This is a genomic window from Kutzneria sp. NPDC051319 (genome assembly GCF_040682195.1).
Lineage (GTDB): Bacteria > Actinomycetota > Actinomycetes > Mycobacteriales > Pseudonocardiaceae > Kutzneria.
This window is the reverse complement of record NZ_JBFBAM010000001.1, coordinates 151,301-177,548: the sequence shown is the minus strand read 5'-3', so window position 1 is coordinate 177,548 and position 26,248 is coordinate 151,301. Positions and strand designations below refer to the sequence as shown.

Here is a 26,248-nt window from a genome sequence, read left to right as displayed (position 1 = left end):
ACCCACCCAGAGGTCAACGATGCCCAAGACCGTTGTCGGGATCATCGCCGCCACGCTGGTAGCCGCCGTGCTCGGCGTCTCCGGCCTGGCCCAGGCCAGCACCCCGACGCTGGCCCAGCAGGTTCAGCAGGGCCGCGACCGTCTCGCCGCCGCCTGGCAGGCCAAGGACGTCGACGCCGTGCGCGCCGCCGTCACCGACCTCGCCCCCGCCCTGGCCCAGGTCCGCAAGGACGTCGACCGCCAGGCCATGAGCCCGGCCGTCGCCATGTGCCTCGGCCACGCCGAGCAGCAGCGCTCCCAGCTGGCCGACGCCCTCGCCGGCCCGCAGCCCCGCAGCGGCATCCTCGACTCGGTGACGGGCCTGGTCAGCGGCCTGCTCGACTCCCTGTCCGGCCTGCTCAGCGGCCTGCTGGGCGGTGGCGGCGGCCACGACGACGGCGACAGCGACGCCGGCAGCGGCGGCGGCAACGCCCCCGCCGACCACGGCCCCGCCCCGGCCCTGGTCAGCTGATGCAGGGAAGGACGCCTTACCCGCGATGAACGAGGGTAAGGCGTCCTTCCCTGCATCAGGGGGTTCAGGACTGAGGGGCTCAGGATTGGGGGGTGGACATGAGGGCGAAGACGGCGCCCTGGGGGTCCTGGATCACGGACATGCGGCCGAACGGGGTGTCCTTGGGCTGGACGAGGACCGTGGCCCCGTTGCTGTCGGCGATGGCGGCGGTGGCGTCCGTGTCGGCCACGGCGAAGTAGACCCGCCACTCCGGCTGGGCGTCGGGCACGGTGAAGATCCCGCCCACGTCCCGACCGTCGGCCCTGATCGACGTGAAGTCGAACTCCGGCATCCGATCCCCGATCTCCAGGCCGAACACCGCCGAGTAGAACTCCCGCGCCCGTGGGGCGTTGGGCGTCGACAGCTCGTTCCAGACGACACTGCCGGGCTCGTTCACCACGCGTGAGCCGATGTGCCGGCCGGGCTCCCAGACGGCGAACACGCCGCCGGTCGGATCGGCCGCGACGATCATCCGGCCCTCCCCCATGACGTCGATGACCTCGGTCATCGGCTGGCCGCCGTGCTCGACGATGGCCTTGTGGGTGAGGTCGGCGTCGTCGGCCTTGAGGTACGTCGTCCACGCGACGGGCATGTCGGCCTGGTCGGGGGCCCGCTGGATCATCCCGGCGACGGACTTCCCGCCGAGCAGCGCCTGCGTGTAGTGGCCGCTCTCCGACGGGCCGACGAAGTACTCCCAGCCGAACAGCGCCGTGTAGAACTCCTTGCTGGCATTGATGTCCGTGCAGGACAGGTCGATCCAACACGGCACTCCCCGCGCGTACGCGCTCGCCTCGGGCATGGGCGGACCTCCGCTTCCGGCCGACGAATCGGCCCCACTCTGCCAGCGGTCGACGGCGGCGGTGTCAGCCAACCTGACGACGTCACCGGATCCGCCCGTCGAATTGACGCTCGGTGCCCACCCATCAGGCCTGTCATGTCACTGTTGACATGTCATGGCCTACGTGTCACCGTTGGGATATGACGGAACCGACCCCGAACTACCTGACCGGGCACCTGGCCCCGGTCGACGACGAGATCCAGGCCTTCGACCTGCCCGTCGAGGGCGCGCTGCCGACCGAGCTGACCGGCCGCTACTTCCGCAACGGCCCCAACCCGCGCCCCGGCGACGACCCCGGCCACTGGTTCATCGGCGCCGGCATGATCCACGGCATCCGCCTCGACCAGGGCCGGGCCGAGTGGTACCGGAACCGCTGGGTGCGCACGAAGAACGCGCCCTTCCACCGCCCGGACGGCACGGTCGACCTGGCCGCCGGCGCCGCCAACACCTCCGTCATCGAGCACGGCGGCAAGATCTTCGCGCTGATGGAGACCAGCTACCCGTACGAGATGACGCCCGAGCTCGACACGATCGGGCCGTGCGACTTCGGCGGCCGCCTCACCACCGGCATGACCGCCCACCCCAAGGAAGATCCGGAGACCGGCGAGCTGCACCTGTTCGACTACAGCGTCCGGCCGCCTTTCCTGACCTACCACCGGCTTTCGGCCGACGGCGAGCTGGTCACCAGCTTCCCGGTTCAGGTGCCGGGCCCGACGATGATGCACGACTTCGCCGTCACCAAGAACAACATCGTGTGGCTGGACCTGCCGATCGTGTTCGACAGGGAGATGGTCGGCCGCGGCATGCCCTACCAGTGGAACGACAAGTACACGTCACGGATCGGCGTGATGGGCAAGGACAGCGCGACCGTGCAGTGGTTCGAGGTCGAGCCGTGCTACGTCTTCCACGTCGGCAACGCCCGCGAGGACGAGCAGGGGCGGGTCGTGCTGGACGCCATCCGGTACAGCCGCGAGGCCTGGTTCAAGACCTGGTCCCGCACCGGCGGCGCGACGCCGCAGGCCGAGCAGGCCGCCGCCGCGGCCGTGAGCAAGCTGCACCGCTGGATCCTCGACCCGGCCACCGGCAAGGTCACCGAGCAGCAGCTGGACGACGGCAGCGCCGAGTTCCCGACCGTCGACGACCGCCGCGTCGGCCTGCCCAACCGCTACCTGTACGCGGTGTCGGACAACGCGATCATCAAGTACGACAGCGACCGCGGCCAGATCGCCCGGCATGAGCTCGGGGCAAACTGGCGGGCCGGTGAGGCAGTTTTCGTCCCGGCCGAGGCCTCCGCCGGGGAGGATGAGGGCTGGCTGCTGTCGATCGTCACCAACACCGATCCGACCGTCGCCTCCCAACTGCTCGTGCACGATGCCACCGATGTGGCGGCCAAGCCGGTCGCCTCGGTGCAACTGCCCCGTCGGGTGCCGGCCGGCTTCCACGGGTCCTGGATCTCGGACGGAGAACTGTCGCGATGAGCGAGTCCACGAAGGCGCCCGGCGTGCTGACGATCCTCAGGTCGCTGCTGGTGGACGTGGGGGTGCCGGCGCTGACCTACTTCGTCGCGCACTGGCTGGGGGCGAGCGACTTCGTGGCTCTGCTGGCCGGCTCGCTGATCGCCCTGCTGCGCACGCTGTTCGTGGCGGCCCGGCACCGCAAGTTCGAGCTGTTCTCGGCCGTGATGGTCGGTGTGTTCACCGTCGGCCTCGTGCTGTCGTTCGTCACCGGCGATGTGCGGTTCCTGCTGGTGAAGGAGTCCGCCGGCACCTTCGTCGCCGGCGTCGCCTTCCTGGTCAGCTGCCTGATGGGCAAGCCGCTCGTCTACTTCGCGGCGCTGCGCATGCAGCCGGCCCGGGAGGCCGAGTTCGCGCAGCTGTGGGCGACCATGCCGCAGTTCCGGCGCAGCTTCACCGTGATGTCGGCGGTGTGGGGCTTCGGGCTGATTTTCGAGGCTCTGCTGCGGATTCCGCTGGTTTTCGTGCTGCCGGTGGAGGTCATGGTCACCGTGTCGACGGTGATGATCATCGCCGTGTTCGTGCTGCTGGCCGTGTGGAACAAGTGGTACGCCACCCGCGCGCAGGCCCGGTTCGCCGAACTCCAGGCCGCGCACCAGGCTCAGGCCGCGCCGACCGAGGCGTAGGCACTCGGTCCTCAGTCCGCGGCGAAGATCGCGCGGTGCCAGATCGCGGTCAGCGTGTCCACGAGCTCGTCCCGGTCCAGCGCTCCCGCGTTGTGCGAGATGGTGTGCTCGGTCATGCCCACCAGCATGGTGGCCAGCGAGTGAGCGGAGGGCGGTCCCGCCGGGGCCGCCCCCGTCGCGCGATTGCGGTCGATCATGTCCTCGGTCGCCGCGACCAGCCGGCCGTTCAGATCGGCCATGAACTCCTGGGCCTCCGGCGGGGCGTCCGGGTTCTGCGCCGCCAGCAGCACCGCGCCGTGCTCGTCCCACATCTGCACGGCCAGCCCGATGCTCATGCCGACCGTCGTGCGCATGTCCGACTGGGGCTCCAGCCAGCACTCGACCACCTGCGTCACCAGGTCGTCGGAGACGCGGGACAGCAGCGCCAGCAGCATCGCCTGCCGGGACTCGAAGTAGAAGTAGAAGCTGGACCGGGAGATGCCGGCGCCACGGGCCAGCTCCTCGATGCCGATCTCGGCCAGCGGCTTGGTCGCCAGCAGCCGCTCCGCCGTCTCCAGCAGCGCTTCCTGCTTGCGGTCTCCCTTGCTGGGCCCTTTGCGGCGGACAGGTGCGGACACCAGCCGATCCTACCCTTTCAGACACCGTGACGACTTTTTTCGACACCGTGTTGACTCTGGGCCGGAGGCGGGGCCACAGTGGAGCCATGACGCTGACCGTGGACGAGACGCCGTTCGGCTTCGACCCGCTGAACCCCGGCTTCCGGGCCGACCCGTACTCCGTCTACCGGCGGCAGCGCGAGACCGATCCCGTGCACCACAGCCCCATGGGCATCTGGACGCTGACCCGCCACGCCGACTGCGAGGCCGCCCTGCGCGACCAGAAACTCGGGCACGGCGACGGCATCAACGGCTCCGACCACCTGTCGTTCCTCACCCTGAACCCGCCCGACCACACCCGGCTCCGCGGCCTGGTCAGCCGGGCCTTCACGCCCAAGGTCATCCGCGAGCTGCGGCCCCGCATCGAGCAGCGGGTGACCGAGCTGCTGGTCCCGCTGCGGGACGGCGGCGAGTTCGACCTGATCAGCGGCTTCGCCTATCCCCTGCCCGTGATGGTCATCAGCGAGCTCATCGGCGTGCCGGTCGAGGACCAGAGCCGGTTCAGCGGGTGGTCCGAGGAGATGGCCCGGGGCATCGACCCCGACTTCCTCCAGACGCCCGACCAGCTCGTCCGCCGTGACCAGGCCAAACTCGAGTTCGACAACTACTTCCGCGAGCTCATCGCCGCCCGCCGCGGCCGGCCCGCCGACGACCTGCTGACCGGCCTCGTCGCCGCCGAGCAGGACGGCGACAAGCTCGACGAGCAGGAGCTGCTCGACATCCTCGCGCTGCTGCTTGTCGCCGGGCACGAGACCACCGTCAACCTCATCGGCAACGGCGCCCTAGCCCTGCTCCGCAACCCTTCGCAGCTCCAGCTCCTGCGGGACGACCCTTCCCTGGCTCCGTCCGCCACCGAGGAGCTGCTCCGCTACGACTCCCCCGTGCAGTTCGTCTCCCGCGTCGCCCTCGCCGACACCACCGTCGCCGGCCACCCCGTCGCCGCCGGCGAGATCGTCTCCATGATCCTCGGCGCCGCCAACCGCGACCCCGCCGCGTTCCCCGCCCCCGACCGCCTCGACCTCACCCGCCAGTCCGGCCGCCTCGTCTCCTTCGGCCAGGGCATCCACTTCTGCCTCGGCGCCCCCTTGGCCCGCCTGGAGGGCCAGCTCGCCCTCGCCGGCCTCGCCACCGCCCTGCCCGCGCTCGAACTCGTCGACGAACAGCCCGCCTACCGTGACCACTTCATCCTGCGCGGCGTCTCCGCCCTGCACGTCCGCGCTTGAGCCTTGGGGTTTGCGTCCGGATGGCGTAGTGGGTATGCTTGGCGGCAGAAACGGCTGTACCGGTGCATAGGTCAGAACGACCGAACATCACATCCTAAGGCCGCCCCTCGGGGCGGCCTTAGTGCTTTCGTACGCTATGTTGCCCATGTGCATTTCTGCTATCTCGATGAGTCCGGCGGCTCAGAATCACCCGATCGGGGAATTAACTCGACTCCAGTGATGGTGATTCTCGGTCTTATCGTCGAGGCCGGCGCTGTTCCCGGCCTCACGCGTGATTTCTTGACCCTCAAGCGGCAGTACTTCCCTCGCCGCTTCAACACCGGTCTGACGCTGGACGAGGTACTGAACGAGCTCAAGGGCAACGAAGTCCTGCAAATGGTCCGCAGCGACTCCCGCAACAAGCGCAGGCAGGCGTCGCTGATCCAGCGGGCCCTGATCGACCTGGTGAACCGCTACGACGGCAAGGTGGTCGGCCGCATCTGGGTCAAGCGCCCCGGCAAGGGACTCAAGCCGGACGCCACCTACTGCTACGCCGCCCAGGACATAGCAAAGCATTTCTCCCAGTATCTGATCGAGCGGAGCTCCACCGGCCTGCTCATCGCCGACGGCCGGACCCCGGACGCGAACTCCCGGGTCGCGCACTCGATATTCACGCAGAAGTACCGGGTGGCCGGCGACCCGTATCCGTCCATGCTGGAGGTGCCCCTGTTCTCCGACAGCCGCAACCATGTCGGCATCCAGATCGCCGACCTGCTCGCCTCCACTCTCGTGTTTCCGATGGCGGCCGTGGCATACGGTACGAAATGCGTTTCTGTTCACTCGTCCGGGCGATACCACCGGGTACGCGACGACCACGGCGAGGCGCTGCGGGAATTGCAGTTCCGGTACCGCGACGAGACCGGCCGCTGGCGTGGTGGCCTGGTCGTCAGTGACGGAGGGGGCAAACGAACCGGGTCGCTGCTGTTCAGCTCTGCTCCCTGAGTGGTCTATACCTTGACAGTCCGCTGAGGGGCTGTATCCAATGGGCTTCCGCCGCCTGTCCAGGTCCCCGCTCGGGAGGACAACCCAGACATGTCAACGATCCCCCGGCGGCTGGTTGTCGCGGCCGCCGCCATCACGATGCTCGGGACGACGGGGGCAGCCGCGCAGGCGGCTCCGGTGAAGCCGAAGGCGGTGCCGTACGCCAGCGTGGTGCCGGCGCCCGCGTCGGCGACCCAGGCGAGCTCGACGTTCACGCTGGGCAGCGGCGCCAGGATCGCGGCCGGCGGCCAGGCGGCGTCGGTCGGCGACTACCTGGCCGGCGTGCTGCGCCCGGCCACGGGCTTCGCGCTGCCGGTGGACCACTCGTTCATCGCCCGCGCCGTGGACCCGATCCAGCTGACGGTCGCCCCGAACGCCTCGCTCGGCGACGAGGGCTACCAGCTGACGGTGAACGGCGCCTCGGTGGTGCTCACGGCGAACAAGCCAGCGGGCCTGTTCGAGGGCGTGCAGACGCTGCGCCAGCTGCTGCCGGCGAGCATCGACGCCAGCACCAAGCAGCCGGGCCCCTGGACGATCCAGGGCGGCAAGATCAGCGACCATCCCCGCTTCGGCTACCGCGGCGCGATGCTGGACGTGGCCCGCCACTTCTTCGGCGTGGACACGGTCAAGACCTACATCGACGAGATCGCCCGGTACAAGGTCAACACCCTGCACCTGCACCTGAGCGACGACCAGGGCTGGCGGCTGCAGATCAACAGCTGGCCGCGGCTGGCCACCTACGGCGGCAGCACCGAGGTCGGCGGCGGCGCGGGCGGCTACTACACGCAGGCGCAGTACAAGGACATCGTGGCGTACGCGGCGAGCCGGTACATCACGATCATCCCGGAGATCGACATGCCGGGGCACACCAACGCCGCACTGGCCTCGTACGCGGAGCTGAACTGCAACGGCGTGGCCCCGCCGCTCTACACCGGCACCGACGTCGGCTTCAGCACGCTGTGCGTGTCCAAGGACGTCACCTACAAGTTCCTCGACGACGTCATCGGCGAGATCGCGGCGCTGACCCCCGGCCCGTACATCCACATCGGCGGCGACGAGTCGCAGTCCACCACCGACACCGACTACAAGACGTTCGTGGGCAAGGTGCAGCAGATCGTGGCCAACCACGGCAAGATCGCCATCGGCTGGCACGACATCAGCAAGGCGGCCCTGCTGCCCTCGACCATCGGCCAGTACTGGGACACCACGCCGACCAACGCGGCCGTGCAGGCGGCGGCCAAGAAGGGCACGCACTTCGTGCTGTCCCCGGCGAATCTGGCCTACCTGGACATGAAGTACACCTCCAGCACGCCGCTCGGCCAGGACTGGGCCGGCCTGATCGAGGCCAAGACCGCCTACAACTGGGACCCGGGCAAGTACCTGACCGGCGTCGACGCCAACGTGGTCAACGGCGTCGAGGGTCCTCTGTGGACGGAGACGATCGTCAAGCTGGCCGACATCCAGTACATGGCGTTCCCGCGCCTGGCCGAGCTGGCCGAGCTGGGCTGGTCGCAGGCCGCCACGCACGACTGGAACACGTTCAAGAACCGTTTGGCCGCGCAGGGACCGCGCTGGAAGGCGCAGGGCGTGAACTTCTACGCCTCCCCGCAGGTGCCGTGGGTCAAGTAGCTGTCCTGACGTACTCGTGAAAACGGCCGACTGGGGTGAACCCCAGTCGGCCGTACCAGTTCTGGGGCCAGTCCTCGCCGTCGGCGAACAGGAACACCGTGTCGCAGTCACGGGCCCGTCGCAGCGCCTCGCGCATGATCGCCGTGGAGTAGCCTCGGCCCTGGTGCCCGGGCACGGTCAGCACGTACTCGATCTGCGCGATTCCCTGGTGCAGATAGAGATCCGCCCACGCCACCGGATGGCCGTCGGCCATCACGCCGAGGAAGTGCACCTCGTCGGCGCCCTGTCGCCGCACCGCGATCCGCGTGGCCAGCTGCTCCACCTCGTCCGCCGCCAGCTCCGGCTCGTCGGCCCGCCAGTTCCGCCGCAGCGCCTCGATCATCATCGGCAGCTTCAGCGACTCGACCCGCACCGACGGCGCCGGCGGGACGGCTCCCTCGAACCGCATCGGCACCAGCTCGTGCGGCGTGTATCCCGCCTCCACCGCCGCCGGCGCGAACGCCCGGCCCGCTTCGTCGTCGAGGAACACGATCACCCGGTAGTCCAGGTCGGCCATCACCTCGTCCACCGCGGCCAGCAGTTCCCCCGCATCGACCGGGCCGCGCACCAGGACCCGGTTGTTGTTGTACGAGGAGGGGAACTCCCGGTGGCGCACCGCGACCCCGCCGGGCACCTCGATCACATCCGTGGCCTGCCGCCCGGAGAAGCCGATCAGGAAGTCCACGATGTCGGCAGGCGTGCGCATGCGGTGACAGTATCGATCGGGGAGACCCAACTCACATTCCGGGCGGTATGTGATACATGCAGGCCGGATTGATTGTTACTTGGGGCGGCGCTACCGTCGACCGTGATGCCCGAGCCAGGAGGCGCCACAGCCATGAGCACTGAAGCTTTTGTGTTCGACGCGGTCCGGACCCCGCGGGGGAAGGGCAAGCAGACCGGGTCGCTGCACGAGGTCAAGCCCGTATCCCTGCTCGTCGGCCTGATCGACGAGCTGCGCACCCGCAACCCGAACCTCGACCCGGCCCGCATCGACGACGTGGTGCTGGGCTGTGTGACCCCGGTCGGCGACCAGGGCGCCGACATCGCCAAGACGGCGGCGCTGGCCGCGGGCCTGCCGAACACGGTGGCGGGCGTGCAGCTGAACCGGTTCTGCGCCTCGGGCCTGGAGGCGGTGAACATCGCGGCGCAGAAGGTGCGCTCGGGCTGGGACGACCTGATCCTGGCCGGCGGCGTGGAGTCGATGTCCCGGGTCCCGATGGGCTCGGACGGCGGCGCCTGGGCGATGGACCCGGAGACCGCCTATGACACGAGCTTCGTGCCGCAGGGCATCGGCGCGGACCTGATCGCCTCGATCGAGGGCTTCTCCCGCGAGGACGTGGACGCCTACGCCCTGGAGTCGCAGGCCCGCGCGGCGAAGGCGCAGAGCAACGGCTACTTCGACCGCTCGGTGGTGCCGGTCCGCGACCGCAACGGCCTGACGGTGCTGGAGCGTGACGAGTTCATCCGCCCGGGCACCACGCTGGAGGGCCTCGGCGAGCTGAAGCCCTCGTTCGCGGGCATCGGCGAGATGGGCGGCTTCGACGCGGTGGCGCTGCAGAAGTACCACTGGGTGGAGCGCATCAACCACGTGCACACGGCCGGCAACTCCTCGGGCATCGTGGACGGCGCGGCGCTGGTGGCGATCGGCAGCGAGCAGATCGGCAAGGACTTCGGCCTCACGCCGAGGGCCCGCATCGTGGCCACGGCGGTCAGCGGCGCGGACCCGACGATCATGCTGACCGGCCCGGCCCCGGCCTGCCGCAAGGCACTGGCCAAGGCCGGGCTGACGGTGGACGACATCGACCTGGTCGAGATGAACGAGGCGTTCGCGGCGGTGGTGCTGCGCTTCATGCGGGACATGGACATCCCGTGGGAGAAGGTCAACGTCAACGGCGGCGCGATCGCGCTGGGCCACCCGCTGGGCGCGACCGGCGCGATGATCCTGAGCACGGTCGTGGACGAGCTGGAGCGCCGCGAGCTGCGGTACGGAATGGTGACCCTGTGCATCGGCGGCGGCATGGGCCTCGCCACCATCGTCGAGCGCATCTGAGGGACGAGGTCATGAGCGAGTACTTCCAGTGGGACAAGGACTCCGACGGCATCGTCACGCTGACGATGGACGCGCCGGGCCAGTCGGCCAACACCATGAACCCGGAGTTCACGGCCGCGGTCACCTTGGTCGTGGAGCGGCTGCGCCGCGAGCGTGACGACATCACGGGTGTGGTGGTGGCCTCGGCCAAGAAGACCTTCTTCGCCGGCGGCGACCTGAACGACCTGCGCCGCGTGACGCCGGCCGACGGCGACACCTTCATGGCCACCCTGACCAGCACCAAGGCCGCCCTGCGCGGCCTGGAGACGTTGGGCCGGCCGGTCGTGGCGGCGCTGAACGGCTCGGCGCTGGGCGGCGGCCTGGAGATCGCGCTGTCCTGCCACCACCGGGTGGCGCTGGACAACCCCAAGTCCCGCTTCGGTTTCCCCGAGGTGACGCTGGGCCTGCTGCCCGGTGCGGGCGGCGTGGTGCGCACGGTCCGCATGCTCGGCATCGCCGACGCGCTGCTGAAGCTGCTGTTGCAGGGCCAGCAGTTGGCCCCGGCGGCGGCCAAGGAGACCGGCATCGTCGACGAGATCGTGGCGACGCCGGAGGAGATGGTCGCCCGGGCCAAGCAGTGGATCAAGGACAACCCGGACGCCGTGCAGCCGTGGGACGTCAAGGGCTACCGGATTCCCGGCGGCACGCCGTCGGTGCCGAAGTTCGCGGCCAACCTGCCGGCCTTCCCGGCCAACCTGCGCAAGCAGCTCAAGGGCGCGCCGATGCCGGCGCCGAAGGCGATCCTGTCGGCCGCGGTCGAGGGCAGCCAGGTCGACTTCGAGTCGGCGCTGCGCATCGAGTCCCGCTACATGCTCCAGCTGTCGGCCGGCCAGGTCTCGAAGAACATGATCAAGGCGTTCTTCTTCGACCTCCAGACGATCAACAAGGGCGGCAGCCGTCCGCAGGGCGTGCCGCAGTACACGGCCCGCAAGGTCGCCGTGCTGGGCGCCGGCATGATGGGCGCGGGCATCGCCTACTCGGCGGCCCGCTCCGGCATGCAGGTCGTGCTCAAGGACGTCTCCGCGGAGGCGGCGGAGAAGGGCAAGAACTACTCGGTCGCCCTGCTGGACAAGGCGATCAGCCGCGGCAAGATGACCCCGGAGAAGCGGGACGAGATTCTGGCCCGCATCACGCCCACCGCCGACGCCGCCGACCTGGCCGGCTGCGACCTGGTGATCGAGGCGGTCTTCGAGAACACCGAGCTGAAGCACAAGGTGTTCGCCGAGATCGAGAACGTCGTCGAGCCGGACGCCCTGCTGTGCTCCAACACCTCCACGCTGCCGATCACCGGCCTGGCCGAGGGCGTCAAGCGGCAGGCCGACTTCGTGGGCCTGCACTTCTTCTCGCCGGTGGACAAGATGCCGCTGGTGGAGATCATCCGCGGCGCCAACACGAGCGACGAGGCCCTGGCCAAGGCGTTCGACGTGGTGCTGCAGCTGAAGAAGACGCCGATCGTGGTCAACGACAGCCGCGGCTTCTTCACCAGCCGCGTCATCGGCACGTTCATCAACGAGGGCGTGGCCATGCTCGGCGAGGGCCTGCCGGCCCCGTCCATCGAGCAGGCCAGCATGCAGGCCGGCTACCCGGCCCCGGTGCTGTCGCTGATGGACGAGCTGACGCTGACCCTGCCGCGCAAGATCCGCGACGAGTCCCGCAAGGCGGTGGAGGCGGCCGGCGGCACCTGGGTGTCGCACCCCGCCGAGCAGGTCATCGACCGCATGGTGGTGGACTTCGACCGCGGCGGCCGCGCCTACGGCAAGGGCTTCTACGACTACGCGGACGGCAAGCGCGCCGGCCTGTGGTCAGGTCTGGTCGAGCACTTCGGCAAGCCCGGCATCATCCGTGAAGGCGACGACATCCCCTTCAAGGACATGCAGGAGCGCATGCTGTTCGCCGAGGCCATCGAGACCGTGAAGTGCGTCGAGGAGGGCGTGATCACCGCCGTCGCCGACGCCAACATCGGCTCCATCTTCGGCATCGGCTTCCCGGCCTGGACCGGTGGCGTGCTCCAGTACATCAACGGCTACGAGGGCGGCCTGAACGGCTTCGTGGCCCGGGCCGAGGAGCTGGCCCAGCGCTACGGCGACCGGTTCGCCCCGCCGGAGCTGCTCCGCAAGAAGGCCGCCGCCGGCGAGACCTTCGAATAACGCAACTCGCATCATGCTTGCCCGAGAGCGGGACTCGCGGATTTCCGCGAGTCCCGCTCTCGGGCACTTATATGTCGAGTTCGGCGAAGCTGGTGATCGTGCGGTGCGCGCCGGTGTCCGGGGAGCCGTCCTCGGGCCGGGACACGCCGACCGTGTGCCAGCCCGCCGCCTGCGCCGCGTCCAGCTCGGCGGCGACGTCGGAGAGGAACGTCAGCTCCCCCGGCGCGACGCCGATCTTGCCGGCGATCGCCTCGTACGAAGCGACTTCGCGTTTCGGGCCGGCGGTCACGGTGTCGAAGTGCCCGGCGAAGTGCCCCAACAGGTCCCCGTGCTGGGTGTGCCGGAACCACAATCGTTGCGCCAGCTCGGATCCCGACGAGTACACGTACACCGGCACCCCGTCGGCCGACCACCGCGCGAGCACCGGCGGCACGTCGTCGTACACGTGCGCGGTGAGCTCCCCCGACGCGTAGCCCTCGGCCCAGATCAAGCCCTGCAACGTCTTCAGCGGCGTGGCCTTGACGTCGGCGTCGATCCACCCGACCAGCACGGAGGCCGCCTCGTCCGGGTCGGCCGCCACCTCACGCACGACGGCCGCCGCCTCGGGGCGGCGCACCCACGAGGAGATACGCGCCCGCGAGTACGGGAACAGCACGTCGTGCACGTGGGCGATGGAGCTGGTGGTGCCCTCGATGTCGGTGACGATCACACCAGTTCGTCCAGGGTCGGCATGCGGGTCGAGATGCCGTCACCGGTGAAGCCGGCGACCCACCCGTCCTCCTCCTGGAAGAACCGGATGGCGCAGAACTCCGGGTTCGAGCCCATGTCGAACCAGTGCGTGGTGCCGGCCGGCACCGACATCAGGTCGCCGCGCTCGCACACCACGGCATATACCTTGCCGTCCAGGTGCAGGTAGAAGCAGCCCTTGCCCTCGACGAAAAAGCGGACCTCGTCCTCGTCGTGGGTGTGCTCGTTGAGGAACTTCTCCCTGGCGCCCTTGGCCTTCGCCGGCCACTCCGGGTCGTCCGAGGGCTTCATCCGGACGACGTCGACCAGGCGGAAGTCGCCCTCCTTGGACACCTTCTCCACGTCCGCCCTGTACGCCTCCAGGACCTCGTCCTGCCCGGCGCTGTCGGACAGCTCGACGGTGTCCCACTGCTCCAGGGTGATGTCGAACGGCGCCAGCTCGGCGGCGATGGTCGCGAGGTCGGTGGTGCGCAGCAACACCTCGTCGCGGTCGCCGTCGGCCATGACCTGCAACAGCGTCATCAGGATTCTCCTAGTTCGTGAGCAGGTGCAGCCGGCAGAGGGCCTCGATGCACTCCACGCGGTTGCGGGCGATCTCCAGCGTAGGTCCCCAGGCTGTGACGCCGTGATGGCCGATCAGCAGCACGGGCACCGATCCGTCGAGACGCTTGCCCACTTCGGCGGCGATGCGGGGCACGTCCGACCAGTTGGTGAAGACGGGCACGTCCAGCGCGCTCGGGTCGGCGACGCCGAAGCCCTTGATGATCTCGAAGTCGGTGAAGCGCACGGAATCCTGCCCGGCCGCCATGGCCTTGGCCGCGACAGCCGTGGCATACGGCGGGTGCGCGTGCACAACCGCGCCGCAGTCCGGGAAGGCCTGGTAGATCGCGGCGTGGATGGACGTCTCGGCCGACGGCTTGGGGCCCGAGATCCGCGCCCCGGTCTCGGCCTCCACCAGCACCACATCGGCGTTGGTGAGCTCGCCCTTGCTGCGCCCGCTGGCTGTGATCAGCGCCTGGGCCCCGATGCGCACGGACAGGTTGCCGGCGGTGCCGTCCAGCCAACCGCGCTGGTACAGGCCCCGCGCGACCTCGGCGAGATGCCCGGCCGGCCGCTGCGGCCACACGCGGTCCTCGGTGACGATCGCCGTCACGAGGTCGTTCGGCGTGACGTCGAAGGCCGGGTTGAACACCGGCGTCTCCGCCAGCGCCACCGGGTGCCCGTAGAAGGCGATCACCTCGTCGGCGTGCCGCTGCTCGATGACGATCTGCGAACCGTCGGCGATGGATTCGTCCACAGTGGACTCAGGTGCGACGACGACAAAGGGAATCCCGCTGCGGTGCGCGGCGACGGCCAGCGAGTAGGTGCCGACCTTGTTGGCCACGTCGCCGTTGGCGGTGATCCGGTCGGCGCCGACCATCACCACATCGACCAGGCCGGCCGCGATGGCCGCCGGACCGGCGGAGTCGACGCACAGCCGGAACGGAATCCCGGCCTGCGTCAGCTCCCACGCCGTCAGCCGTGCGCCTTGCAGCAGCGGCCGCGTCTCGCCGGCGAGCACCGACTCGACCAGCCCACGCTCGGCCAATTCCTTGATACCGCCCAAAGCCGTGCCCACCGCGACCGTGGCCAGGGCCCCGGTGTTGCAGTGGGTCAGGATCCGCAGCGGGCGCCGGCTCGTCAGCCCGAGCACGGCATCGGCGGCCCGGGCGGCCATGGCGCGATTGGTCTGCTCGTCCTCCTCCAGCATCGCGAGCGCCTCGTCCAGCACGCCCCGCGCGCCGCCGGGAAGTTTTGTCAGGACCCTGCGCACCGCCCAGCTCAGGTTGACCGCGGTCGGCCGCGCGTTGGCGATCCGCTCGGCGTCCTCACGCACGGCCTGCTCGTCGCCGTCGCTGAGCTGTGCCGACAGCGCGACCGCCAGCGCCCCGGCCACCCCGATCGCGGGCGCGCCGCGAATGGCCAGCCGCTTGATCGCGTCGATGACCTCATCCGGTGTCGTCAGGCGTAACACGGTCCGCTCATGCGGCAGCGCGCACTGGTCCACGGCCACGACGGCGGCCCCGTCCCAGGCCAGTGTCCGCTCCAATGGTCCTCCAGCCGACGGTGGGCAGAGCAGTACCCAGTCTGCATGCTCGCCGCCCGAGGCGTTAGCCGTCTTCAGTGTTTTTGGCGCCGCCTTCGGCGTCGCGGCTCGGCCCCCGGGTAGCCGATGCCTCGCCCTTGCCGGATTTCGCCCGCCGCGTCGACTCGGTGGGTGGTCACGCCGGGTGGCGGCGGACAAAATCCGCCAACCGGGCGAAACATCGGCGGGGCCTCGCGGATCTGAGGTGTTGCCAGCGGACTCAGGCGTGGGCCTGAGTCAATCCGGCCAGGGTGCGCCACTCCGCTCGGGGCAGCGGGTCGTTGAGCACCTGGATGGCCACGTGGTCGGCGCCGGCGTCGAGGTGCCGCTGCACCCACTCGTCGACGACGTTCTCGTCGCCGATGGCCACGGTCCCGTTCACGAACCGGTCGCTGCCGCCGTCGGTGAGGTCGGCGTCGTCGAAGCCGAGGGTGCGCAGGTTGTTCACGTAGTTCGGCAGCTTCAGATAGATCGACAGGTGCTCGCGGGCGATCTCGCGGCCCTTGGCCGGGTCGTTGGTCAGCGCCACCTTCAGCTCAGGCACCAGCAGGGGGCCGGCGCCGAGAATGTCGCGGGCCCGGGCGGTGTGCTCGGGCGTGGTCAGGTACGGCACGGCACCGGCGGCTTCAGTGGCCGACAGCTCCAGCATCTTCGGCCCGAGGGCCGCCAGCACGCGCTTCTCCCTGGGGTGCCCGGCCGCGTCCAGGCCGGCCAGGAACTCACGCATCTTGGACAGCGGCTTGGCGTAGTTGGCCACCGCCGGCCCGTGGCTCGCGCCGAGGCCCAGCACGAAGCGGTCGTTGTGCTTCTCGTTGGCGGCCTGGGACTTCGCCGCCACATCGGCCGGCTCGTGCTGCCAGATGTTGAGGATAGACGTGCCGACGACGATCCGTTCGGTGGCGGCGAGCACGTTCTCGGCCATGGACACCGGCGGGCTGCCACCGATCCACACTGCGCCGTACCCGAGCTCCTCCAGCTCGGCGGCGGCCTCGGCCGAGTCCGGCCGCCCCTCCGCGACCACCCGGTTCCAGATACCTACCCGACCCAGCTCCACGCCGACCTCCCGTTGGCACGACCGTCATCACACATTGGTACGACGAGAATCGTACAACCGTCGGGCGGCGTCCGCCATGAGGACGGCCAGCGCCAACCAGACCAGGCCGAATCCGACCCACCGGGTCACGGTCATCTGCTCGTGGTTGATCACCACCCCGACCAGGAACTGGAGCACCGGGCCCAGGTACTGCACCAGGCCCAGCGTCGACAGCGGCAGCCGGGTGGCCGACGCGCCGAAGCACACCAGCGGGACGACCGTGAGCAGGCCGGTCAGGACGAGCAGCAGCGAGTGGCCGGTGCCATGGCCGAGGAAGGTGCCGACTCCGATCGCCTCCAGCACGACCAGGTACACCAGCGCCGGCACGGTCAGCACCGCCGTCTCGGCGGCCAGGCCTTCGAGCGCGGGCAGGTTGACCTGCTTCTTGACGAAGCCGTAGATCGCGAAGGCGACAGCCAGGACGAGGGCGATCCAGGGCGGCCGGCCGTAACCGAATGTGAGCACCAGGACCGCGACCAGGCCGATGCCGACCGCGATCCACTGGGCCGCCCCGAGCCGCTCACGCAACACCACCACGCCGAGCGCGATCGTCAGCAGGGGGTTGATGAAGTAGCCGAGCGAGGTCTCCACCACGTCACCCGAGTTGACGCCGTAGATGTAAGTGCCCCAGTTGACCGCGATCATCACCGCGGCCAGCGACAGCATGCCTAGTTGGCGGGGTTGGCGCAGGAGCCGGCCGGCCCACGCCCAACGGCGGCGGATCAACAGGATGACGAGGATCAGGGCCAGCGACCAGACGATGCGCTGGGCCAGGATCTCGACCGCGCCGGCCGGTTCGAGCAGCGGGAAGTAGAGCGGGAACACGCCCCACATGCCGTACGCGGCGATCGCGAGCCACAGGCCCTCCCTGGACCGGTCGGCGGTGACGGGCGTTTCGACCTGGGTTGACCGGGATGTGACCACGCAGTCAGCTAACCTCGGTCGACTGCGAACTTCTATTAATAATTTCTGCACGGTTCTTGAAGTTCAGCTTCACGATCTCACGCCGCGTGACCGAGGTGCTCACTCCAACAGGCTAGTGACGATCGCCGCCCGCCGCCGGATCCTGGGCCGATGGCCGACACCATTGAGCTTTCCGCCGAGTTCACCGACCGGCTCGGTCCGACCGAGCAGGTGCGTGCCGTGCTGTCCGGCCCCGGCATCACGCTGGTGGCCACCGACTTCCGTGTGCTGGCCGAGGGCATGCACATCCCGTTGACCGAGGTCGTGTCCGTGGCCACGGCCGGCAATTCGCTGTCCGGCGGTGCGCTGTCGATCCGGGCCGAGCACACCGAACTCCGCTGCACCGGCGTGCCCTTCGAGCAGGCCCAGCGCTTCGCCGCCGCCGTACGCAGCGGGCTGGCCCGCGTGCAGGCCGCGGCCTGGATGCCGGTTCAGCGCAGCAACTGACGCCGGTAGCCCATCGGTGATGTGCCGTAGGCCGCCCGGAACAGGCGGCTCACGTGCGTCGGATCCAGCACGCCCCAGCGTGCGGCGATGACCGCGACCGGGACGGTCGTCTGCCCTGGGTCGGCCAGGTCGTCGCGAATCCGTTGCAGGCGGCGGGTTCTGATCAGCGCGGCGATGGTGGTGCCGGTGCCGGCGAACACCTTGTGCAGGTAGCGCGCGGAAACCCCGTGCGCCTGGGCGATGCTCTCCACGGACAGGTCGGGATCGCCGAGATTGGCCTCACAGTAGGCCAGAACCCGTTCTCGCGTGGACGTTCGGGGATCCGCCAGCTCGGCGTCGCCGGTGAAAACCTTTCCCAGCAAGGAAAGCAGGGCATCGGCCAGCTGCGTGCCACCCTCGGTCACCGTGCCGTCAAGGTCCTCGGCCAGGCCGTTGAGCATGCCGGCGACCACTCGCCGCAGGCCGCCGTCGGTGCGGGTCGGCCTCGCGATGGCTTGGCGCAACGCCGATGCCTGGCCGGCCAGGCGTTCCCGTGGCACGCCGACGACCACCGTGCGATAGGCGGTGCCGTAGACGAGGCCGTACGGGCGGGTCGTGTCGTAGACCACGAGATCGCCTGGGTTGATCGCCGCGTGCCGGCCGTCCTGACCCAGCGCGCAGGATCCGCTCAGGTGCAAGGAGAACTTGTACAGTTCGCTGTCGGTGGACGTGATCAGCCGCTGCGGCCGCCACACGCCGCCCGGGTTGCCGGTGATGTCCGCGACCAGCAGCCCGCCCGCGCTCGCGTACCGGATCGACCCGTCGAAGTCGAAGTCCTCTGTGGTCAGTCGAAGCGGCGCGAAGGCCACCGATGCGGCTTCCTGCATGGCTTCCAGGCGCTCATTGCGCTGCACCACCGTGACGCTAGCGATCCGTGCGTGCGATGGCGACGTGACGTGCGCCCGATGGCGAAACGGGGCCCCGTCGTGCTTTTAGCCTCGGCGGCATGACCGGTCCGTTCATCTGGTGGCACAGCCGCTACGACGACCAGGTGCACGCCTTTCCCCTGGCCCAGATCACCCAGGTCGGAAGCCGCACCCTCGCCGCCCGCTGCTCCCACTCCGCCCACCGCGACCTCATCCTCGACACCGCCCAGGGCATGCGCTGCTTCCGCTGCGTGCTCCTGGTCAACTGCCCCGAATCCCCCGCCCGGGCTACCCCCATCTGGTGAATCCCGGCTTCCGTACGTGAGTGGCTCATTTTCCATCCAGGCGCACCTGAGCCACTCATGTGCCCCACCCCCGGCCACGTGAGTGGCTCAGGTGGCTCCAGAACGAAAATGAGCCACTCACGTAGCGGCAATCAGGGGAGGTGGCGGGCGGTGTTCAGTGTGCGGGGGGCGTTGCTGCGGGAGGCCGTGGGGTTGGGCTGGGGGTGGCCGGCGCAGTTGACGTCGGCGGCGGGGACGGTGCCGTTGAGCCAGTACGCGGTGGCGTAGCCGTCGATGCAGGTGTTGCCGACCCACGGGGAGTTGTACAGGCCGTGGGAGCCGCCGCCCTGCTCGATGATCATCCGCGAGCTGGGCAGGAGCTGGTGGGTGCGCAGCGCGCCCTGGTACGGGGTGGCGGCGTCCTGGGTGCCCTGGAGCATCAGGATGGGCGGCAGGCCGGCGCCGGTGATGCGCATGGCGGAGGGTTGCGACGAAGTCCAGAAGGCGCAGGGCAGGTTCATCCAGGCGTTGGACCAAGTCTCCAAAGGAGCCTGCCGGGCCACGGCGCTGTTGTCGTGGTTCCACACCGACCAGCTGCGCGGCCACCGGGCGTCGTTGCACTCGACGGCGGTGTAGACGGCGTTGCCGTTCTCACTGTCGGCGGTGGCGGGGTCGTTGGCCCGCGTGTACGAGACGAGCCCGCTGGCGTCGCCCTTGGTCACGAAGGCGCTCAGGGCCTTGGCGTTGCTGACCCAGTTGATGTCGTAGTACCCGGAGTTGACGACGATCGAGTCCAGCTCGGCCGGACCGACCGGCCCGGCGGCCTTGGCGGCGAGCCCGGAACGGGCCTTGAGATAGGTGGCGTACACGGCCTGTCCGCCGACCCCGAGGTGGAAAACGCTGTCGTAGCGCCCGATCCAGTCGAACCAGATGTCGGTCCGCTTCTGGAACGCCACGTCCTGGTCGAGATTGTTCTGGTACCAGACGGAGGCGGGATCGGCGTTGACGCTGCTGTCCAGCATCATCCGCCGCACGCTGCCCGGGAACATCTGCCCGTACACGGCGCCGAGATAGGTCCCGTACGACACGCCGAAGTACGAGATCTGGGTCTCGCCGATGGCCTTGCGGATCTCGTCGATGTCGCGAGAGGTGTTGGCGGTGTTGATGTACGGCAGCTCCGCGCCGGAGCGGGCGGCGCAACCGTCCGCATAGGACCGTGCCCGCTTGACGAACGGGACCTTGGCGGCCTCGGTCGCCGGCGTGGGATCGGCGGCGGGCGTGGCGAAGAAGGACGGGTCGACGCAGCTGATGGGGCTGCTCTCGCCGACGCCGCGCGGGTCGAAGCCGATGAAGTCGTAGGCGGCACGCACGCTGGCCGGCACCGCGCCGGCGTCGAACAGACCGCTGCCGCCGGGACCGCCGGGGTTGAACACGATCACGCCCTGGCGCGCACTGCCAGTGGCCTTGAATCGGGACACCGCGATGGTCAGCTTGGGACCGGACGGCCGCGAGTAGTCCATCGGCACGGTGATCGTGCCGCAGTCGTACCGCGGGTACTTCTCGCAGCGATGCGTGAACACCTTGTCGGAGGCGGCGGGGCGGGGTGTGGACGGTGTGTCGGCCGATGCCGGCGCGGCCCCGACCAACGAGCCCAGCAGGACAACGACCAGCGCCAAGGTCGATTTCACAGTGAGGTCCCCTCGCTTTCCCGCAACCGACGCCAGAGTTGATCGCGAACCCCGGCCCAACCCCCAGCGCGACGGGCCGCGCGTTACAAAAGCGTTATCCCCGATCGGGTCCTTTTCGTGCTGGGGTGCAGTCATGCCCGATCCGCTGGTGATCCACTGCTCGCCGACCAATCCGCGTGTGTTGTCCGTGATCGTCCTGATGGGACTGTTGTCCCTGGCCACCCTGATCGCCGGACTCACCACGGTCACCACGCTCGGCCCGCTCCAGATCGTGATCTGGCTGCTGATCGTCGCCGTCTTCGCCCTGATCCCGGTGGCCTACCTGCGCCGGACCCGGCTCGAACTGGACGACCGCCAGCTGCGCGTGCACGTGCTGATCGGCCCCACCAGCAAGATCGACCGGGAGCGCGTCGGGGCGATCACCATGGCCCGCCGCGGCACGCACTTCGTGCTCGACACCGACGGCCGACGGCTCACCGCGTTCCGGGACCTGTGGTCCTACCGGCAACTGGAGGTGCTGCGCGAGGAACTTCGCGCGGACCTGATCGAGTGACGGGGATAATCGACGCCGTGACCGATGACGGGCTCGGCTGGTACGGGGTGCGCTGCGTGTTCCGCTGGAACGACCGCGAGCACCGTCCGTACGAGGAGCGGATCACCCTGTGGCGCGCGGCATCTGCCGCCCAGGCGATCGAGCTCGCCGAGCGCGAGGGCCGTGACTACGCCCGGGACAACCGCTTCGAGCAGCTGAACTTCGCGCAGGCCTACTCGCTCTCGGAGGACCGGATCACCCAGGGCACCGAGGTGTTCTCGCTGTTACGGGACAGCGCCCTCAAACCGGACGCATATCTGGACAACTACTTCGACACCGGCGGCGAGCACCAGGCGCGGTGACGAGTTCATGACGGTGAAGGTCCGGCCGGCCGGGAGCGAGGACCGGCTTAGTTCACGCAGGTCACGCCATCTGCCGTGATCGTGTCGCTGGCCGGCGCGGCGGGGGTGGTCGTGGGCGCGAGGGCGTAGGCGTGGGGGCCGGTGAAGCCCTGGGCGCCGGGGCCGTCGTAGGCCGTGGACACGAAGAGCCGCACATGGCCGGACTCGATGCCGTCGGCGTCGTCCTGCTCGGTGTCGTAGCCACCGCCCAGCGCCGCGGACACCTTCTCGGCGTCGGCGGCGCCGCCCTTGGGGTAGCGGATCACCGACTTGGACCGCTTGGTGGCGTTGCCGGTGTCGCCCTGGGTGAAGCCCTTGGCCACCAGCGCCGACATCACGGCGTCGGCCAGGCCGGGGGTGCCGTTGGCGTTGCGCACCTCGACGGTGATGCCGTTGCCCGTGGACGAGGAGCCGCTGGTCGGGGCGCCGGCGGAGCCGGTGGGCTTGGTCCCGGTCAGCTGCTGCACGAAGGCCTTGACCTCCGACGGCGTCACCTCGACGGCCTGGCCGTCGTTGGGGGTGGGCAGGTCGGGCCGTCCGGTGGGAATGGTCTGGAAGTGCAGGCCGCCGCCGGTCATGCCCTTGAGCTGGGTGGCGAAACCGAGCAGGTCCCAGCCCTGGTCCAGCACCACGGCGTTCTTGATGGCGTTGATCAGTCCGGTCAGCTTGCCGGGGTTGGTCAGCGTGCCGCCGGACAGCACGGTGCTGGCCAGGCCGGCCATGAACACCTGCTGGCGCTTGATCCGGTCCAGGTCGCCGTTGGGCAGCTCGTGGCGCTGGCGCACGAACTTCAGCGCGTTGACGCCGGAGACGGTCTGCACGCCGGCCGGGAAGTCGGCGCCGGAGAAGCTGTCCTTGGTGGCCGCCTTGAGGCACACCTTGACGCCGCCGATGGCCTGGGTGATCTCGCTGAACCCGAACAGGTTGATCTCGGCGTAGTGGTCGATGCTGGCCCCGGTGAGCTGCTCGATGGTGGCGATCAGCTCCTTGCGCCCGGCCGACTGGGACTGCTGGGCGATCTGCTTGCTGTCGGTCACGCCCTTGTTGCGCAGGTCGGAGGCCTCGTCGTTCATGGCGCGGGCGTAGGCCGAGTTGATCTTGTGCTTGCCGTAGCCGTCGGGGATGTCGACGTAGGAGTCGCGCGGGATGGACAGCAGCGCGGCCGGCTTGCTGGTGTCGTTGGGGATGTGCACCAGGATCAGCGTGTCGGTGTTCAGCTCGCCGTCGTCGCCGCCGGCGTTGAGCTGGGCCAGCAGCTTGGGGTCCAGCGGGTTGCCGTGCGCGTCGGTCCGGCTGTCCAGGCCGACCAGCAGCACGTCGATGGCGCCGTCGGCCGGCTTCTCGGCCTTGATCACGTTGTCGGTGGCCAGGCCGGAGGTGAGGCTGTCCAGGGTCGCGTAGCCGTAGCCGGTGACCAATAACACCACGGTGGACACGACCGCGAGCGTGACCAGGCCGGCTCGCTTGGCCACGGTGCCGCCGCCCAGCGCAGGGCGCGACTGTGCAGGACGGGACGGGGCCGGCTTACGAGCGAGCGGCTTCTCGGCGGCCGACTTGGCCGGGGCCGACTTCGGCTGCGGCTTGGCGGCCGGGGGCTTCTGAGCGGCGGCCTTCGGACCGGCCGGCTGCTGGGCGGAAGCCTTCGACGCCTGGGCATTCCGACCGGGAGACTGCGGGGCCGGCGACTTCTGGACGGCCGACCTCTGGACCGCCGGCTTCGGGACCGCCGGCTTCGGGACCGGCGGCTTCGGGGGCGAGACCGGCGGGGCCGGCGGCTTCGGGGCCGGCGGCTTCTGAGCAGCACTCGGCGGCGCCGGCTTGCGGGCCGGCGGCTGCTGCCCCGCCGCACGCGGAGGCTGCGGCGGCTGCGGCCGGCCGCCGGGCTGGCGGGGCGGTTGCGGGCGTCCGCCCGCGCCCGCCGGAGGTCCGGGGCGTCGGGGCGGCTGGCTCCCGAAATTGCTGTCCACAGGCGTCCACCTCCCGGCGATCTCAGCGTCCACCCACGTGCCCACAGCAGGTAGTCACGCGGGATTTGTCGATGCCGGAACTCCCCAGCCCAGCGATTTTCCGGCCGTACCGTAGCCCAGTTCGCCGACGTGACCGGACACCAGGGGGCACGAACGGCGGTTGATGACCTAGCGTGCCGGCCTTAGCATCCTGCGTGACGACGGCTGGTCCCACCCGGGAACGCGCACCCAGCACCCGCGTCTAAGGAGTGCCGATGCGCAGATTCGCTAGTGTGTTCGTCGTCCTGCTGGCCGCTTTGTCGGTCTTCACCCTGCCGGCCGCGGCCGCGCCGGACGGGGGTTGGCACCGGAAGTCGCCGCCGCTGTCGACGCCGTGGACCAACCAGGTCGGCCCGGACAACGCGCTGCCGGAGTACCCGCGGCCGCAGCTGGTCCGCCACGACTGGCGCAGCCTCAACGGGGTCTGGCAGTTCGGGACCATGCCGCCGGACGGACATTCCCTGCCGGAACGGATTCTCGTGCCGTACCCGGTCGAATCCGCCCTGTCCGGCATCATGCGGCACGAAAGCACCATGTGGTACCGGCGCACCTTCACCGTGCCGCAGGCCTGGCGCGGACAGCGCGTGGTGCTCAACTTCGGCGCCGTCGACTACCAGGCCACGGTCTCGGTCAACGGCCACGAGCTGGCCACGCACAAGGGCGGCTACGACGCGTTCAGCGTGGATGTGACGGATGCGCTGAACCGGCACGGCGACCAGGAGCTGGTGGTCGGTGTGGTGGATCCCACCGAGGCCGGCGGCCAGCCGATCGGCAAGCAGCGGGTGAATCCGGTCAACAGCATCGTGTACACGCCCAGCTCCGGCATCTGGCAGTCGGTGTGGATGGAGCCCGTGCCCACGACCCACGTCACCACGCTGGACGCCGTGCCGGATCTGGCCACGAACTCGCTGAAGCTGACCGTGCACACCGTCGGCGCGCCGGGTCAGCCGATCCAGGTCGAGGCCAGTGATCACGGCCGGACCGTGGCCCGCGCCACCGGCACGGCCGACACGCAGCTGACCATCCCGATCAAGCGGCCGCACCTGTGGAGCCCGGACGACCCGTTCCTCTACGACCTGTCCGTCCGTGTCGGCGGCGACCGCGTGACCAGCTACTTCGGCATGCGCTCGGTGTCCATCGGCAAGGGCCCCGACGGCAAGCTGCGCACGCTGCTCAACGGCCAGTTCACGTTCAGCCTGGGCACCCTGGACCAGGGTTTCTGGCCGGACGGGATCTACACCGCCCCAACGGATTCCGCGCTGCGCTTCGACCTGGCCGAGCAGAAGTCGTTGGGCTTCAACACGGTCCGCAAGCACATCAAGGTGGAGCCGGACCGCTGGTACTACTGGGCCGACAAGCTGGGCCTGATGGTGTGGCAGGACATGCCGTCGATGAACGCCGACTTCGGGCCGACGGTGCCCAGCACGCCGCGGCCGACGCCCGAGGCCCAGCAGCAGTTCACCGTCGAGCTGCACAGCATGATCACCCAGCACCTGAGCCACCCGTCGATCGTGGAGTGGGTGCCGTTCAACGAGGGCTGGGGCGAGTTCTCGCCGGCGGCCGTCGCCGATCAGGTCAAGGCCTGGGACCCGAGCCGGCTGGTCAACAACAACAGCGGCCTGAACTGCTGCTACTCGTTCGACGGCGGCAACGGCGACGTCTACGACAACCACGCCTATGTCGGCCCCGGCAGCCCCGTGCCGACCGACACTCGGGCCGCGGTGGACGGCGAGTTCGGCGGCCTCGGCCTGATCGAGCCCGGCCACGAGTGGCAGCCGGGCAAGGGCGGCAGCTACGAGATGGAGCCGGACAAGGCCACGCTGACCAGCCGTTACGTGCAGATTCTCAACCAGGTCAAGGACTGCGAGGTCAAGTGCGGCCTGTCGGCGGCCATCTACACCCAGGCCACCGACGTGGAGAACGAGGTCAACGGCCTGTTCACCTACGACCGCAAGGTGCTCAAGCCCGACCTGGCCCAGGTCCGGGCGGTCAACCGGGCCGTGATCGCCGCCTCCGGGCAGGCCACGCAGCCGCCGCCCCCGCCGCCCGGCACGCCCGGGCTGACCGGGGTCGGGGCCTGGCCGCTGGACGGCGTCAGCGACGACACCTCGGGCCACGGCCACTCGGTGGCGCTGCAGAACGGTCCGTTGTGGACACCCGGCCACAGCGGTCAGGCGCTGGAGTTCAACGGCGTCAACCAGTGGGCCGACACCAATTCGTCCATTCTGGACACGACGACGGACTACTCGGTGGCGGCCTGGGTGCGGCTGGACCAGCTCGGCCGGTTCGCGACGGCGGTCAGCCAGGACCGCTCCGACGGCGTGAGCGAGTTCTTCCTCCAGTACTCGGCCCAGGACAACCGGTTCGCCTTCAGCACGCCGACGGTGCGGGCGGTGGGGCCGATCCCGCAGACCGGCGTCTGGTATCACCTGGTCGGCGAGTACGACTCGGTGCACTCGCAGATCAGGCTGTACGTGAACGGCCAGGCCGCGGGCACCGCGCCGTACTGTCCGGGCCGCGCCGCCGCCGGGCACACGGTGCTCGGGCGCGCCCTCTACAACAAGGCGCAGGTGGATTTCTGGCACGGCTCGCTGGACTCCGTGCACGTGTACGACCGGGCGCTGTCACCGGCGGAGATCGATCAGCTGTACCGGTCGGACACCTGATCGGACAAACATCGCGTGACCGCTTGACAGCGAAACGAAGTTTTCCGTTAGTTTGGT

Annotated in this window: 24 protein-coding genes and 1 pseudogene; 13 read left to right on the top strand and 12 right to left on the bottom strand. The window is 69.6% G+C overall.

The window, feature by feature from the left end; translation table 11 throughout:
- The first annotated feature begins 19 nt into the window (after positions 1–19).
- The gene (locus AB0M73_RS00815) at positions 20–511 is read left to right on the top strand and encodes a hypothetical protein (protein WP_363885294.1); all 492 of its coding nucleotides are present in this window, start codon (positions 20–22) and stop codon (positions 509–511) included.
- Positions 512–590: 79 nt separating this feature from the next.
- On the opposite strand, the gene AB0M73_RS00810 is transcribed toward AB0M73_RS00815, so the two are convergent.
- Positions 591–1,349 carry a VOC family protein gene (locus AB0M73_RS00810; RefSeq protein WP_363885292.1) on the bottom strand — a complete coding sequence of 253 codons (759 nt, stop codon included), beginning with the start codon at positions 1,347–1,349 and terminating at the stop codon, positions 591–593.
- A gap of 179 nt (positions 1,350–1,528) precedes the next feature.
- Here AB0M73_RS00810 and AB0M73_RS00805 point away from each other — a divergent pair, with 179 nt between their 5' ends.
- Both AB0M73_RS00805 and AB0M73_RS00800 read left to right on the top strand, forming a co-directional pair.
- On the top strand, positions 1,529–2,866 hold the full coding sequence (locus tag AB0M73_RS00805; RefSeq protein ID WP_363885290.1) for a carotenoid oxygenase family protein: 1,338 nt from the start codon (positions 1,529–1,531) through the stop codon (positions 2,864–2,866).
- The gene (locus AB0M73_RS00800) at positions 2,863–3,528 is read left to right on the top strand and encodes a VC0807 family protein (protein WP_363885289.1); all 666 of its coding nucleotides are present in this window, start codon (positions 2,863–2,865) and stop codon (positions 3,526–3,528) included. Before AB0M73_RS00805 ends, AB0M73_RS00800 begins: the two co-directional genes overlap by 4 nt.
- An 11-nt stretch (positions 3,529–3,539) precedes the next feature.
- Here AB0M73_RS00800 and AB0M73_RS00795 read toward each other — a convergent pair whose 3' ends face one another.
- Positions 3,540–4,145 (bottom strand): TetR/AcrR family transcriptional regulator, encoded by a 606-nt coding sequence (locus AB0M73_RS00795; protein ID WP_363885288.1) that lies wholly within the window; start codon positions 4,143–4,145, stop codon positions 3,540–3,542.
- Between the two features lie 86 nt (positions 4,146–4,231).
- Here AB0M73_RS00795 and AB0M73_RS00790 point away from each other — a divergent pair, with 86 nt between their 5' ends.
- The 3 genes from AB0M73_RS00790 to AB0M73_RS00780 all read left to right on the top strand — a co-directional run bounded on the left by AB0M73_RS00790 (position 4,232) and on the right by AB0M73_RS00780 (position 8,056).
- The gene (locus AB0M73_RS00790; RefSeq protein WP_363885287.1) at positions 4,232–5,407 is read left to right on the top strand and encodes a cytochrome P450; all 1,176 of its coding nucleotides are present in this window, start codon (positions 4,232–4,234) and stop codon (positions 5,405–5,407) included.
- Positions 5,408–5,554: 147 nt separating this feature from the next.
- On the top strand, positions 5,555–6,388 hold the full coding sequence (locus AB0M73_RS00785) for a DUF3800 domain-containing protein (protein WP_363885286.1): 834 nt from the start codon (positions 5,555–5,557) through the stop codon (positions 6,386–6,388).
- A 90-nt stretch (positions 6,389–6,478) separates the two neighbouring features.
- Positions 6,479–8,056, top strand: coding sequence for a beta-N-acetylhexosaminidase (locus AB0M73_RS00780; protein ID WP_363885285.1), 1,578 nt, complete (start codon positions 6,479–6,481; stop codon positions 8,054–8,056).
- Here AB0M73_RS00780 and AB0M73_RS00775 read toward each other — a convergent pair.
- Positions 8,049–8,801 carry a GNAT family N-acetyltransferase gene (locus AB0M73_RS00775; RefSeq protein ID WP_363885283.1) on the bottom strand — a complete coding sequence of 251 codons (753 nt, stop codon included), beginning with the start codon at positions 8,799–8,801 and terminating at the stop codon, positions 8,049–8,051. The genes AB0M73_RS00780 and AB0M73_RS00775 overlap by 8 nt on opposite strands.
- A 132-nt stretch (positions 8,802–8,933) precedes the next feature.
- On the opposite strand from AB0M73_RS00775, the gene AB0M73_RS00770 reads away from it, so the two are divergent.
- Positions 8,934–10,148, top strand: a complete 1,215-nt coding sequence (locus AB0M73_RS00770; RefSeq protein ID WP_363885281.1) for an acetyl-CoA C-acetyltransferase — start codon at positions 8,934–8,936, stop codon at positions 10,146–10,148.
- 11 nt (positions 10,149–10,159) lie between these two features.
- Complete coding sequence (locus tag AB0M73_RS00765; RefSeq protein WP_363885280.1) at positions 10,160–12,334, top strand: 3-hydroxyacyl-CoA dehydrogenase NAD-binding domain-containing protein; 2,175 nt, start codon at positions 10,160–10,162, stop codon at positions 12,332–12,334.
- Between the two features lie 67 nt (positions 12,335–12,401).
- Here the strand turns inward: AB0M73_RS00765 and mtnC are convergent, their stop codons facing one another.
- The 6 genes and pseudogenes from mtnC to rarD all read right to left on the bottom strand — a co-directional run bounded on the left by mtnC (position 12,402) and on the right by rarD (position 17,223).
- Positions 12,402–13,043 (bottom strand): acireductone synthase, encoded by a 642-nt coding sequence (gene mtnC, locus AB0M73_RS00760; RefSeq protein WP_363885278.1) that lies wholly within the window; start codon positions 13,041–13,043, stop codon positions 12,402–12,404.
- Positions 13,040–13,603 carry a cupin domain-containing protein gene (locus AB0M73_RS00755; protein ID WP_363885276.1) on the bottom strand — a complete coding sequence of 188 codons (564 nt, stop codon included), beginning with the start codon at positions 13,601–13,603 and terminating at the stop codon, positions 13,040–13,042. Before AB0M73_RS00755 ends, mtnC begins: the two co-directional genes overlap by 4 nt.
- Before the next feature lie 10 nt (positions 13,604–13,613).
- Entirely contained in the window at positions 13,614–14,207 is a 594-nt protein-coding gene (gene mtnB, locus AB0M73_RS00750; protein ID WP_363885669.1) for a methylthioribulose 1-phosphate dehydratase, read from the bottom strand.
- Positions 14,184–15,170, bottom strand: a pseudogene (gene mtnA / locus AB0M73_RS00745) (S-methyl-5-thioribose-1-phosphate isomerase); the annotation flags it as partial. The pseudogene mtnA and the gene mtnB, both read right to left, overlap by 24 nt.
- Before the next feature lie 256 nt (positions 15,171–15,426).
- A complete protein-coding gene (locus AB0M73_RS00740; protein WP_363885274.1) occupies positions 15,427–16,260 on the bottom strand; it encodes an LLM class F420-dependent oxidoreductase in 834 nt (277 codons plus the stop codon).
- 27 nt (positions 16,261–16,287) lie between these two features.
- Positions 16,288–17,223, bottom strand: a complete 936-nt coding sequence (rarD, locus tag AB0M73_RS00735) for an EamA family transporter RarD (protein WP_363885272.1) — start codon at positions 17,221–17,223, stop codon at positions 16,288–16,290.
- 150 nt (positions 17,224–17,373) lie between these two features.
- On the opposite strand from rarD, the gene AB0M73_RS00730 reads away from it, so the two are divergent.
- Complete coding sequence (locus tag AB0M73_RS00730; RefSeq protein ID WP_043722218.1) at positions 17,374–17,709, top strand: hypothetical protein; 336 nt, start codon at positions 17,374–17,376, stop codon at positions 17,707–17,709.
- Here AB0M73_RS00730 and AB0M73_RS00725 read toward each other — a convergent pair.
- The gene (locus AB0M73_RS00725; protein WP_363885270.1) at positions 17,694–18,602 is read right to left on the bottom strand and encodes a helix-turn-helix domain-containing protein; all 909 of its coding nucleotides are present in this window, start codon (positions 18,600–18,602) and stop codon (positions 17,694–17,696) included. The two genes, AB0M73_RS00730 and AB0M73_RS00725, sit on opposite strands and share 16 nt — an antisense overlap.
- A gap of 92 nt (positions 18,603–18,694) precedes the next feature.
- On the opposite strand from AB0M73_RS00725, the gene AB0M73_RS00720 reads away from it, so the two are divergent.
- On the top strand, positions 18,695–18,919 hold the full coding sequence (locus tag AB0M73_RS00720; RefSeq protein ID WP_363885268.1) for a hypothetical protein: 225 nt from the start codon (positions 18,695–18,697) through the stop codon (positions 18,917–18,919).
- Between the two features lie 131 nt (positions 18,920–19,050).
- On the opposite strand, the gene AB0M73_RS00715 is transcribed toward AB0M73_RS00720, so the two are convergent.
- The gene (locus AB0M73_RS00715; protein ID WP_363885266.1) at positions 19,051–20,586 is read right to left on the bottom strand and encodes an alpha/beta hydrolase; all 1,536 of its coding nucleotides are present in this window, start codon (positions 20,584–20,586) and stop codon (positions 19,051–19,053) included.
- 133 nt (positions 20,587–20,719) lie between these two features.
- On the opposite strand from AB0M73_RS00715, the gene AB0M73_RS00710 reads away from it, so the two are divergent.
- Positions 20,720–21,139 carry a hypothetical protein gene (locus AB0M73_RS00710; protein WP_363885265.1) on the top strand — a complete coding sequence of 140 codons (420 nt, stop codon included), beginning with the start codon at positions 20,720–20,722 and terminating at the stop codon, positions 21,137–21,139.
- Positions 21,140–21,156: 17 nt separating this feature from the next.
- On the top strand, positions 21,157–21,480 hold the full coding sequence (locus tag AB0M73_RS00705) for a hypothetical protein (RefSeq protein WP_363885263.1): 324 nt from the start codon (positions 21,157–21,159) through the stop codon (positions 21,478–21,480).
- Between the two features lie 47 nt (positions 21,481–21,527).
- Here the strand turns inward: AB0M73_RS00705 and AB0M73_RS00700 are convergent, their stop codons facing one another.
- On the bottom strand, positions 21,528–23,486 hold the full coding sequence (locus tag AB0M73_RS00700; protein WP_363885261.1) for an LCP family protein: 1,959 nt from the start codon (positions 23,484–23,486) through the stop codon (positions 21,528–21,530).
- Between the two features lie 254 nt (positions 23,487–23,740).
- Between AB0M73_RS00700 and AB0M73_RS00695 the strand changes: the two genes are divergently transcribed.
- The gene (locus AB0M73_RS00695) at positions 23,741–26,191 is read left to right on the top strand and encodes a LamG-like jellyroll fold domain-containing protein (protein WP_363885260.1); all 2,451 of its coding nucleotides are present in this window, start codon (positions 23,741–23,743) and stop codon (positions 26,189–26,191) included.
- Positions 26,192–26,248 lie beyond the last annotated feature (57 nt).